An 11,533-nucleotide genomic window follows, 5' to 3' on the forward strand; every position below is an offset into this window, starting at 1 on the left:
AAAAGACCTCCTATCGGTTAGGAGATCTTTTTGTCTAATGATCAGCGTATAACATTAACATTATTGATTAATCGCATAAATACCGGGCTTGTTGTTCACAGGAGCGATCCATAATTCGCCATCACCAATCATGACACCCATATCACGTATAAATAATTCATCTAATCGTTGATTAGCTAATGCTTTTTTAACTTTAGCCGTCATAATGGTATTGTATTCGGTGATAAATTGCGACTGGTTTAGAATACTTCTTTTTTTGTTACTACTGTTAATCACTAAAGGATAAGAAATCCGTTTAGCAACGGCTTCTTTATTCCCTTTAGCTACTGCACGACGTAGATTCGCATAGAATCCTGTAAACTGTTTTACATTATCGAATCCAGCGACACTGACCAGTCTTTTTTGTTGTTCAGCGGTTAATTGATCCGCTTTGATAGGAGTGGTCGTTTCTTTAGAAGCTACTGTAGAGACCGTAGGTTCAGTCGTAGTGGTATTCGTTTGTGCAGATGCTGAGAATGCAGGCATAGAGAGGGTTACCGCCAACATTGAAGTCATGACTATCGTGATTCCTTTTTTACGATTCATTATGATTACCTCCTTGAGAGTCATTATATTTAATAAACAATAAACATGTGTCTAAAGCTGTTATTCAATATCATGCGATCTCTTATAAAATAACAATATCGTAAAATAATAGCAAATTAAAAGAATGGGCATCATGCTATACAAGCTAGATTAAGTATATACACAGCTTTTTATATTCAAGTCATTGCTGTGATGTAATTACTGATGTATTTGCTGATTAATCGTATAGACACCTAGTTTGTTATCTAGAATAGCCATCCATATTTCACCATTACCAACCATAACCCCTTGATCACGTATAAATAATTCGTCTAAGCGTTGATTAGCCAGTGCTTTTTTAACTTCAGTCGTCATGATTTTATCGTACTCCGCAATAAACTGTTTTTTATTCAAAATACTTCTTTTTTTGCTATTGCTATAGATTGATAAAGGATAAGAGATTCGTTGTGCTACGGCTTCTTTATTATTTTGCGCTACTGCACGACGCAAGTTAGCATAGAATCCGGTAAATTGTTTTACATTATCAAAGCCAGCGACATGTATAAGACTTTTTTCTTGTTCAGCAGTTAAATGATCAACTTTAGCTGGAGTTGCTGTTTGGGTAGTAGTGGCTTTCACAGTAGTTGCTTGTGCAGACACAGATAAGGCAGGAATCGAAATCGATAAAGCGAGAACAGAAGTGACCATGATTTTTAGTGCTTTTGTATTGTTCATATTAAATGCCTCCAAAGATTCATATATTGAATAGACGACTATGTATCATCTAGAGTTATTATTCAATACATGACAGGCACTTGTAAAACAACAATATAGTCATGTAAAGTAACAGAATAGTTATCGCCAATTGCTATTATGTGCCAATAAAATGACATGTATGATAGAAAGGAGCTAGCTATGAATCAAGAGTTACCTTTCTTTCAGCCCCCTAAATACAAGGCTGATTGGATACGCTGGGCAGATGAGACGATGGAAGTTCAGACTCAGCGAGAAGCCTATGAATGGATCAGCAGTGGAGCCTACAATGAGATCGGCAAGTTATATGATGGGTACCGTAGTCATGATCCTAAAATGGCAGAAACACTAGCCTTTCAATTACTTCAACGACAAACGTTCCAAGCACCAACGTACCGCATATATACCGATGTTGACCACGAAGCAAAGCCCAATTGGTATATGGTCTGGGATGAAAAGATAGACAATGTAGAAAAAATGAAAATAAAGTAACAGAATAGCGACGTATATAGGTATACGCTCATCCTTCAACTGTAAATTTGCCCACAAAAAAAGGTAGACCTCGTATAAGGTCTACCTCTTTTTTTATATTTTACATACAGATATGCTCTTAACTATGCCATGATCTATTTATTCAAATGATAAGGAACTGTAGCAACAACGACATCTTTGTAGTTGATCAGATAAGCACGCATCAATAGACTGGTCTGATTATGCAGAATCGTTTCCCACCAGTGATGAGTGACGAATTGCGGAATCAATACGGTAATATGATCGGTTGCTGATGTTTTCCATTCCACCGTATCTATAAAGCGGCGCAAAGGACCTAGAATACTGCGATACCGTGATTTCAGTACAATCAGACGAACACCGGGATTCCATTCTTCCCATTTCTGTTCCATCTTATGAATCGCTTCATCATCGAAACCAACATAGACAGCAAGTACATTAGGAGACAATGTTTTGGCGTAACTGATTGTATTCATTACTACGCGTGTAATCCCTGCCACTGGAATAATAATCGTATTGCCTTTCACTTCTGGCTTATCAACTTTGATATCGATTCGTAACTGTTCTGCTGTATTTTCATAATGCGTATAGATTTTGTAGAAAATATACACGACCAACGGTAAGAAGATAAAGATAACCCAGACTTGCGAGAATTTGGTGAAAATAAAGATTAACGTAATCGATAATGTCGTTAACATACCGACTGTATTAATCGTTAACTTTAACCCCCAATTGGATGGTTTCAGACGAATCCAGCGAATCATCATACCTAATTGCGATAAGGTAAATGGAATAAATACACCAACCGCATACAAAGGAATCAGATTTTCAGTATCGCCTTTAAACACAATCACTAACAATGCAGACAATACGCTCAAAATAATAATACCGTTAGAGAAACCTAGACGGTCACCACGCACCATAAACATATGAGGCATGTATTTATCTTTTGCTAACATAAAAGCAAGTAGCGGGAACGCAGAGTACGCTGTATTGGCTGCTAGAAACAGAATCAATGCGGTAACACCCTGTATAATGTAATAAAGTGTACCATGGCCAAACGTCATTCGTGCGATTTGTGAAATAACCGTTTCGGTTGCACTTGGATGAATACCGTACCAGTAAGCTAGTAATGTAATACCGATAAACATTGCGCCCAAAATAATACCCATCATCAATAGTGTAGCCGCCGCATTTTTTTCAGCAGGCTTACGGAAGTTAGGAATAGCATTGGAGACGGCTTCTACCCCGGTTAATGCCGAACAACCTGAGCTAAAGGCTTTGAGTAGTAAGAACAGACTGACATTCGAAACGGTGCTATCAAATTGCGGAGCTGCGGCTTCGATCCCGCCTGTCAAATAACGAATGACACCTGTGATAATCAATACAAAAATAGCGATAACAAACAAATAAATAGGAACAGCGAGTACAGATGCAGATTCGGTCACACCGCGCAGATTCATAATCGTTAAAAAGACAATCATGACAAGCGCGATCAGAACCCGGTGATCATGTAATACTGGAAAAGCCGAAGTGATTGCATCTGTTCCAGCAGATGAACTTACGGCTACGGTTAGGATATAATCAACAAGTAAAGATCCCCCTGCTATTAAGCTAGGTGCTTTACCGATATTATCCTTGGCGACAATATAAGCGCCACCACCTGTCGGATACGCAAAAATCGTCTGACGATACGAAATAATCAGAATAACCAACAAACCGAGTACGGCGATAGAGATTGGAACCGAATACCATAAAGCCGCAAATCCAGCAACCATGAGGACAAGCAAAATTTGCTCTGTTCCGTATGCCACCGAGGATAGCGCATCGGAAGAAAGAATCGCTAATGCTTTGAGCCGACCTAATTTTTCAGCTTCGAGTTCTGCTGACTTCATCGGCCTTCCGATTAATATACGCTTGAACTTACCCAACATCTTGTGCACACCTTCATTTCTTGAAATTTGGAAAGACTAATTAGTTTACATGTTATAGATACTCATTTCGTACAAGCCAAGCATGAAAAACAATGCTTGTTTAAGCTAGCTTTTAAGGCAAGCGTATATCATTATACTCTAGCTTTGTAAAAAGTCATCCCCTATTTCAAACAAAATGTATAAGTAAAAATAGACAGTGTATTATTTTGAATCGCTTATACCATTATCTTCGTATATAAGACATTAAGAGATCATACAAAAATAGCAGGGAGAACCATATGAGAAAAGTCATGCGCCGTATCCTTTGGGGATTATCGATCGTTGTTTTTATCGGAATTATTACGTGTTTTTATCTAGGATATTTTATGTATGCTTACGGTCTTATCTTTCTTGTGATCAGTATTTTATTCGGTATCGGGCAGATTGCACAGGTCAATAATAGTGTGTGGTTACACCAAAATGGATATGATCGTCATATGAGAGAACGGATTGAGCGAGAGCAACGGAATCGTGAAGAATAAACTGTAAAAATCGTTAATTTAGTTCAAATTGCATTCATTTATAGGGCTATAGAAGGTTCCAAATCTAACATGACCTGATAACATAGAGTTACTACTATATTCAGGAGGTTGTTATATGAAGAAGAAGCATTGGTTAGTGACAGCAGCAGTTGTAGGTATGGCTTTAACAGGATCAGCAGGAGTCTATGCAGGTACGAACTTGGAAAGTATTAAAGCATCGCTTAATCATGGTCTGGGGATTCAGGTAAATGGTTCAGTATATACGCCTACAGCTAATGGCAAAAAACTAGCTCCGATCTCTTATCAAGGAACAACTTATCTTCCTGTACGCTCTATTGGTGAAGCGCTAAATATACCAGTTAGCTTTGATGCCGCAAGCAACAAAGTTATTATCGGTAGTGGTTCTTCTACAGGAACACCAGCTACACCAGCAGTCTCCACAGCTGTAATCAAAACGAAATATTTACCAACCGATTTTCCTTTTCCTAAAGATGCGAAGCAAGTCAGTCTAGTTGAAAATGTAGCAGATAACAAAAAACAGGTTTCCCTGTTGTACTCTACCAAATCCAATCTACTTGAACTGGGCAATACATATAAAGACTATTATTTGAGCAAAGATGTAACCAAAAAGAGTGAGATCATTGAAGCGGATAACTTGAGCATTGTAAGCTCTAAAGATAATGATTTTGTGGTATCGATTAACAGTTCACCGATCACTAATCAGACAGGTGCTTACGAAATTAGTGTAGTCTGGAAAGAGCAATAATAGTAGCTGAATGACCAAAAAAGCTTGCAGTTCTCCTTGTTCTCAGGAGGATTGCAAGCTTTTTGTTATGCTCGGGAAGAAAGAGAAGACTTCGGTACCACGGCTGAAGATTCGCGAAAAATAGGATGAGTCTGGATATGAGCGATCTGATAAGGACGAGTAGGATTTTTGATTCGTGCTAATAAGGTTTCTGCGGCTTGTATTCCCATATCGTTACTGAAAATATGCACTGTCGTTAAAGGGGGCTCTACAATACGAGATTCCGAAGCATCATCAAATCCACAGACTGCAATATCTTCAGGGATTTTAATTTGATTCGCTTTGAGCACTTGCATAAGATGAACAGCGCTAAAATCATTCGTACATATAAAAGCAGAAGGTTTGTGAGTCATCGCTTTGAATTGACGATCAATCCAGTCTTTTGCTTTAAAAATTTCTTCGTCTTTGCCTAAAATGCAAAAAGAACGATCTAAAGTGACACCTGCTTCTAACAGAGCACGGTTAAACCCGATCCAACGTTCATTGAAGCTTTTACAGTGATTGTAATCGCCTACAAAACCAATCTGCTGATGCCCTTGTTGAATTAAATGTTTGGTCATTTCATAGACGCTGTATTCATTTTCCATCAGTAAAAGATCGGCTTGTAATGAAGGAGACGCTAAATCGACTGCACAGTCTATAAAAATAGTCGGTAAACCTAGACTGGTGATTTTTTGGCTGTATTCTTTATCAAATAATTCGATGCAAATAATTCCATCCACTTTGGACGCTTCAAAGTTATTCGGCAAAGTTAGCGACTGCATATCGGCTTCACGCACAATATGAATCGAAATCGTATATCCTTCCATACTGATTCTTTTTTCAAGTCCACTAATAAGCAAAGTACCAAAATGTGAATTATTCGGTAGGCTAGACGTTAACAAAGCTACGTTACCGGTAGACTTAGGCATTAAATAGTCAGATTCTACATAAGCAAATTGTTTATATTTTAATTCAGCTGCTTTTTGAATGACTTTATTTCGTGTTTCGATCGGAATGTTCTCGTTACCATTAATAGCTTTGGAAGCGGTATTACGGGATATATTTAAAGCGTCTGCAATATCCTGAATAGTCACTTTTTCTTTCTTCATGATCGTTTGTCCACCTTTAACCATCCTATATTTGCAAAAGAAATCATTACAGATTTAGGATAATCTCTTTTATTCGTTATTTGTATTAAATGTATAATAATTCGTATTGAATAGCAACTTTTGTTTACAAATGTAAACTTTAATTTGTGCATTTTACGCATGTGATATCTTCATTTATATCCATAATGTAAATTAAATAAATGCAAATGTAAAATATTATTTTTACAAAATGTATTGACGAATGAACAAATTGTTTGTTAAATTGTAAATCAGAGTCAAGCAAAATAAAATGTAAGCCCTTTCTAAATACAGGACAGGACTTGAAGGAGTGAACGCATGTGGATGGAGTAGGACAGAAAATAAAAGCAAGAAAAGGTGAAACCGCACACAGGAAAACATTAAAGAAAAGGCACAATCATTATTTTCTGTATGCTTTGTTAGCCCCGGCACTGATCCTGACTATTATATTCAAATATGTACCCATGTACGGAGCCGTTATCGCATTTAAAGATTTCAGTCCACTCAAAGGCATTATGCGAAGTGATTGGGTCGGATTTAAATATTTCGAGAAATTTTTGAACTCTCCGAACTTTACAGATATTTTTACCAACACGATCTCGTTGAGTCTATTCGGTCTTATTTGTAGCTTTCCTATTCCTATTGTATTAGCGCTGATGTTAAACCAAGTAAGGCAAGCCAAAATAAAGAAAAATGTACAGTTAATCTTGTACGCACCTAACTTTATATCAGTTGTTGTTATTGTAGGGATGTTGTTTATTTTCTTATCTCCTGTTGGTCCGATCAATCAACTGGTTAGTGCCATATTTGGTCAACCGTTAATGTTTATGTCGGAACCTGGTTATTTTAGATCGATTTATATTTTATCCGGTATCTGGCAAGGCGCAGGATGGTCTTCGATTATTTACGTAGCTGCTCTGGCAGGCGTTGATCCTGAGCTACATAATGCCGCTAGTCTGGATGGGGCGAATATTTTCCAACGTATTCTTCATATTGATCTTCCTACAATCAGACCTATTATGGCGATTGTATTTATTCTAGCAGCAGGTGGTATTATGTCGATTGGTTTCGAGAAAGCATATCTTATGCAGACCTCGATGAATTTACCTTCTTCAGAAATCATTTCAACCTATGTTTACAAAGTAGGGCTACAAGCAGGCGATTATTCTTATTCTGCGGCTGTTGGATTGTTTAACTCCGTTATTAACGTCTTTTTATTAGTAGCAGTGAACTTTGTAGTCAAAAAACTCAATGAGGGCGAAGGGCTCTATTAAGGAAGGTGTAAGCGATGAATCTAGCGTCTTCACGTATGGATCGATTTATTATTGGAATCAATTATATTTTGCTAACGTTCTGTGTACTGATTATCATTGTACCGCTTATCTATATTGTAATCGCTTCCTTTATGGACCCGATCGCTCTATTGAACAAAGGGATTTCGTTTAATGTATCCAGTTGGAGTCTGGAAGGGTATCGCAAGATTTTAGGCAATGAAGCCATGACCCGAGGATTTATCAATTCTGTGTTTTACTCGGTTAGCTTTTCAATTTTGACGATTATCGTGTCGGTATTTGCTGGCTATGCGTTGTCTGTCAATGAATTAAAAGGTCGTAATCTTTTTATGACGATGTTTATTGTAACGATGTTTTTTGGCGGCGGATTGATTCCTACTTATTTATTAGTGAAAAATCTAGGCATGTTAGATACGGTCTGGGCGATCCTGTTACCGGGGATTGTGAATGTTTGGGATATTATTCTGGCACGTACTTTTTTCAAAGGCATTCCTAATGAATTGAAAGAAGCAGCCAATGTAGATGGAGCGAGCGATGCGACAATCTTTTTCCGAATTGTATTGCCGTTATCGAAGCCGATTATTTTCGTTATTGCGCTCTATGCTTTTGTAGGGCAATGGAATTCTTACTTTGATGCGATGATCTATCTGGATAATGCCAAGTTGTATCCACTGCAATTGGTACTGCGTTCGATTCTAATTCAGAACCAGACGATGCCAGGAATGATCGGGGATCAATTGGCGATGGCAGAGCTGAAACGTTTGTCCGAGATGATTAAATATTCTTCGATTGTGATCTCAAGTCTACCGTTGTTGATCATGTATCCATTTTTCCAGAAGTACTTTGAAAAAGGTGTTCTGGTCGGTTCACTGAAATAAGCACAGCATCTAAATACAAGTATGGGGGCAAATATAATGAAAGTTATGCAAAAAGTAACGATCTCCGGGTTAACGATAGCGCTACTATTAACAGGTTGTAATTCAGGTTCATCTAATCCAACTACCGATGCTAATGGTAAAGTGACATTGAATTTTTTGACGCAAAGTTCAGCGCTAGCACCTGCTGATCCTAACGATAAATTGATTAATAAGCGTCTGGAAGAAAAAACAGGAATCCATATCAATTGGAAAAACTATACGACCGATCAATTTATCGAAAAGCGTAATTTAGCCGTAGCTAGTGGTGATCTTCCAGACGGTATCTTTGATGCAGGGTATACCGATTACGATCTGCTCAAATTAGCTAAAGATGGTGTGATTATTCCTGTAGATGATCTGATCAACAATTACATGCCTAATTTTCAAAAAGTGTTAAAAGCAGCACCTGAATACAAAAAAATGCTTACAGCACCAGATGGACATATGTATTCCTTCCCATGGATAGAAGAACTAGGTACAGGGAAAGAAGCGATTCAATCAGTCGATGATTTTCCATGGATCAATCAAGCATGGCTCAAAAAGTTAGGTTTGAAAATGCCAACAACAACCGAAGAGTTAAAACAAGTGTTGATTGCTTTCAAAACGCAAGATCCTAACGGTAATGGAGAAGCCGATGAAATTCCACTTTCCTTTATTGATAAACCGGGTGGCGAAGATTTGACCTTCTTATATGGCTCTTTCGGACTTGGCGATAACTGGGATCATACGGTCGTTACCAACGATGGCAAAGTAGTCTTTACAGCTTCTGATAATGGATACAAAGATGCGATTAACTATATTCATAGCTTATATCAGGAAGGGTTAATCGATGTAGAATCTTCACAGCAAGATTGGAATACGTATCTAGCTAAAGGAAAAGACAAACGTTACGGATTGTATTTCACATGGGACAAAGCCAATATTACAGGCCCCAATGATGACTACCAACTGATGAATCCTTTAGCTGGCCCTAGTGGGAAAACCAATGTTACACGTACCAATGGACTTGGATTTGATCGTGGCAAAATGGTCATTACTAGCACCAATCAACAAGTAGAAGCAACTGCCAAATGGATAGACCAGTTATATGAGCCATTACAATCGATCCAAGATAACTGGGGAACGTACGGAGATACCAAAGAGCAAAACATTTTCAAATTCGATGAAAAGAAAGGCATGTTAAAACATCTTTCATTAGAAGGATCAGCACCTGTTGAAGTACGTCAAAAAACAAATATTGCTGGCCCTCTAGCGATTCTGGATGAATATTATGGTAAATATACGACTAAGCCAGACGATGCCGCAAGTCGCTTGAAATTAATGAAAAAAGTCATGGTGCCTCATATGCAAGCCGATCATATTTATCCTAAAGTATTCTTCTCAATCGAAGAGTTGGATCGTTTATCAACTATAGAAACAGATCTGTTCGCTTATGTACAACGCAAACGTACAGAGTGGTACCAAAATGGCAAAGTGAATGAAGAGTGGCCTACTTACCTACAAGAATTGGATCGTCTAGGGCTACAAGAATGGCTCCAAATTAAACAATCTGGATATGATCGTAACCAACAATAATCAACAATAAATACTACCAATAAGGTCAAAAAAGGAGCTTATACTATGATCACTCAATCTCAAGAAAAATATCGTCCACTGTATCACTTTACTCCGCAACAAGGATGGATCAATGATCCTAATGGATTAGTATACTTTAATGATGAATATCATCTGTTTTTTCAATATCATCCTGATGGAACGGTATGGGGACCTATGCATTGGGGACACGCGATCAGTTCAGACTTAGTGAACTGGCAAGAACAGCCGATTGCGCTTGCACCTGATGAGCATGGAACTATTTTTTCAGGAAGTGCAGTTGTGGATTGGCATGATACAACAGGCTTTTTTAACGGTCAATCTGGATTAGTCGCTATATTTACTCATCATGATCATAATTACGAGCTGGATCATATTCAGCAACGACAAAGTCTAGCTTACAGTCATGATGCAGGACGAACATGGATCAAGTATGAAGGTAACCCTGTATTGGAACACGATGAATTGATTGATTTTCGTGATCCTAAAGTATTCTGGCATCAAGAGACTGCACGCTGGATTATGATTTTGGCTTGTGGACAGACGGTGCATTTGTACGGTTCACCGAATTTGAAAGAATGGACATTTCTGAGTGAATTTGGAGACGGTATTGGATCACATGCAGGAGTCTGGGAGTGCCCTGACTTGTTCCCATTAATGGTAGATGGTGATGCGGCAACAACCAAATGGGTGATGCTAGTGAGTATTGGAAGTAGTGATGACTTTATCGAAGGATCACGCACGCAATATTTTATGGGAGAGTTTGATGGGGTTACATTTACACCGGATGATTCTTCGCAAGAGATTCGCTGGCTAGATTACGGACGAGATCATTATGCAGGTGTATGTTGGTCGGATATTCCAGTAGAAGATGGACGACGAATCTGTATCGGCTGGATGAGCAATTGGAAATATGCCAATCTTACACCAACCGAACAATGGCGTGGAGCGATGTCTATTCCACGGGAAATCACATTAGAACAACGTGCCCAAGGGATAACACTGATTCAGCGACCTGTACAAGAAATCAATACGATGCGTAGCCCTATCGTCACACTGGAAAATACAACGCTAGCCGAAGTTCAAGCCAAGCTAGCATCACTGCAAATGGATAGTTACGAAATCCAAATTACAGCAGATATAACATCTACTTTTGCTCTACAATTACGTGCATCATCATCACAGGATCAAGTGACCGTTGTAGGTTATGAAGGAGATGCAAGCGAAGTCTATATTGATCGTAGTCATTCAGGAGATCATACTTTCCATCAAGATTTTGCAGGTAGACATACCGCCAAAGTTGATCATAATCTATCGACGATTGAGCTTCAGATCTATGTGGATCGTTCTTCAATCGAAGTCTTTGCTAATGATGGGCAAGTAGCGATGACAGATCTTATTTTTCCAGATCATGATGCTCAAGGGCTTGGCATCCAATCACGAGATCAGCATTTACCATTATCTTCATTTCATATCTATCAGTTCATGTCCTCTTAATCAATAGGATGAGTCTTATGATACGTTAACAGAGAGGA

11 protein-coding genes are annotated in these 11,533 nt (G+C 38.4%); 7 read left to right on the forward strand and 4 right to left on the reverse strand.

Annotation, left to right across the window (positions count from 1 at the left end; all coding sequences use genetic code 11):
• Window positions 1-60: 60 nt before the first annotated feature.
• The gene (locus RCP16_RS20465) at window positions 61-585 is read right to left on the reverse strand and encodes a hypothetical protein (protein WP_137223192.1); all 525 of its coding nucleotides are present in this window, start codon (window positions 583-585) and stop codon (window positions 61-63) included.
• Between the two features lie 198 nt (window positions 586-783).
• Window positions 784-1,299 (reverse strand): hypothetical protein, encoded by a 516-nt coding sequence (locus RCP16_RS20470; protein WP_308641202.1) that lies wholly within the window; start codon window positions 1,297-1,299, stop codon window positions 784-786.
• A gap of 180 nt (window positions 1,300-1,479) precedes the next feature.
• On the opposite strand from RCP16_RS20470, the gene RCP16_RS20475 reads away from it, so the two are divergent.
• The gene (locus RCP16_RS20475) at window positions 1,480-1,809 is read left to right on the forward strand and encodes a hypothetical protein (protein WP_308641203.1); all 330 of its coding nucleotides are present in this window, start codon (window positions 1,480-1,482) and stop codon (window positions 1,807-1,809) included.
• 134 nt (window positions 1,810-1,943) lie between these two features.
• Here the strand turns inward: RCP16_RS20475 and kimA are convergent, their stop codons facing one another.
• Window positions 1,944-3,761, reverse strand: a complete 1,818-nt coding sequence (gene kimA, locus RCP16_RS20480; RefSeq protein ID WP_137223186.1) for a potassium transporter KimA — start codon at window positions 3,759-3,761, stop codon at window positions 1,944-1,946.
• Between the two features lie 278 nt (window positions 3,762-4,039).
• Here kimA and RCP16_RS20485 point away from each other — a divergent pair, with 278 nt between their 5' ends.
• Together RCP16_RS20485 and RCP16_RS20490 are read left to right on the forward strand one after the other, a co-directional pair.
• Complete coding sequence (locus tag RCP16_RS20485) at window positions 4,040-4,282, forward strand: NarK/NasA family nitrate transporter (protein WP_137223184.1); 243 nt, start codon at window positions 4,040-4,042, stop codon at window positions 4,280-4,282.
• A gap of 115 nt (window positions 4,283-4,397) precedes the next feature.
• Complete coding sequence (locus RCP16_RS20490) at window positions 4,398-5,048, forward strand: stalk domain-containing protein (protein ID WP_308641204.1); 651 nt, start codon at window positions 4,398-4,400, stop codon at window positions 5,046-5,048.
• A 65-nt stretch (window positions 5,049-5,113) separates the two neighbouring features.
• Here RCP16_RS20490 and RCP16_RS20495 read toward each other — a convergent pair whose 3' ends face one another.
• Complete coding sequence (locus tag RCP16_RS20495) at window positions 5,114-6,178, reverse strand: LacI family DNA-binding transcriptional regulator (RefSeq protein WP_308641205.1); 1,065 nt, start codon at window positions 6,176-6,178, stop codon at window positions 5,114-5,116.
• Window positions 6,179-6,537: 359 nt separating this feature from the next.
• On the opposite strand from RCP16_RS20495, the gene RCP16_RS20500 reads away from it, so the two are divergent.
• The 4 genes from RCP16_RS20500 to RCP16_RS20515 are packed head-to-tail and all read left to right on the forward strand — an operon-like array spanning window position 6,538 to window position 11,495.
• Complete coding sequence (locus RCP16_RS20500; protein WP_285097523.1) at window positions 6,538-7,470, forward strand: ABC transporter permease; 933 nt, start codon at window positions 6,538-6,540, stop codon at window positions 7,468-7,470.
• A gap of 14 nt (window positions 7,471-7,484) precedes the next feature.
• Window positions 7,485-8,366, forward strand: a complete 882-nt coding sequence (locus RCP16_RS20505) for a carbohydrate ABC transporter permease (protein ID WP_069328046.1) — start codon at window positions 7,485-7,487, stop codon at window positions 8,364-8,366.
• A gap of 36 nt (window positions 8,367-8,402) precedes the next feature.
• Window positions 8,403-9,980 (forward strand): ABC transporter substrate-binding protein, encoded by a 1,578-nt coding sequence (locus RCP16_RS20510; protein ID WP_137223176.1) that lies wholly within the window; start codon window positions 8,403-8,405, stop codon window positions 9,978-9,980.
• Window positions 9,981-10,025: 45 nt separating this feature from the next.
• Window positions 10,026-11,495, forward strand: coding sequence for a glycoside hydrolase family 32 protein (locus RCP16_RS20515; RefSeq protein ID WP_308641206.1), 1,470 nt, complete (start codon window positions 10,026-10,028; stop codon window positions 11,493-11,495).
• Window positions 11,496-11,533 lie beyond the last annotated feature (38 nt).

The sequence above is a fragment of the Paenibacillus nuruki genome, from assembly GCF_963311185.1.
GTDB lineage: Bacteria > Bacillota > Bacilli > Paenibacillales > Paenibacillaceae > Saccharibacillus > Saccharibacillus nuruki.

Bases quoted from the DNA above. Each gene is read 5' to 3' on its own strand.
- RCP16_RS20495 (WP_308641205.1), bottom strand. From the start codon at position 6,178: ATGAAGAAAGAAAAAGTGACTATTCAGGATATTGCAGACGCTTTAAAT.
- RCP16_RS20510 (WP_137223176.1), top strand. From the start codon at position 8,403: ATGAAAGTTATGCAAAAAGTAACGATCTCCGGGTTAACGATAGCGCTA.
- RCP16_RS20515 (WP_308641206.1), top strand. From the start codon at position 10,026: ATGATCACTCAATCTCAAGAAAAATATCGTCCACTGTATCACTTTACT.
- kimA (WP_137223186.1), bottom strand. From the start codon at position 3,761: ATGTTGGGTAAGTTCAAGCGTATATTAATCGGAAGGCCGATGAAGTCA.
- RCP16_RS20490 (WP_308641204.1), top strand. From the start codon at position 4,398: ATGAAGAAGAAGCATTGGTTAGTGACAGCAGCAGTTGTAGGTATGGCT.
- RCP16_RS20475 (WP_308641203.1), top strand. From the start codon at position 1,480: ATGAATCAAGAGTTACCTTTCTTTCAGCCCCCTAAATACAAGGCTGAT.
- RCP16_RS20485 (WP_137223184.1), top strand. From the start codon at position 4,040: ATGAGAAAAGTCATGCGCCGTATCCTTTGGGGATTATCGATCGTTGTT.
- RCP16_RS20505 (WP_069328046.1), top strand. From the start codon at position 7,485: ATGAATCTAGCGTCTTCACGTATGGATCGATTTATTATTGGAATCAAT.
- RCP16_RS20465 (WP_137223192.1), bottom strand. From the start codon at position 585: ATGAATCGTAAAAAAGGAATCACGATAGTCATGACTTCAATGTTGGCG.
- RCP16_RS20470 (WP_308641202.1), bottom strand. From the start codon at position 1,299: ATGAACAATACAAAAGCACTAAAAATCATGGTCACTTCTGTTCTCGCT.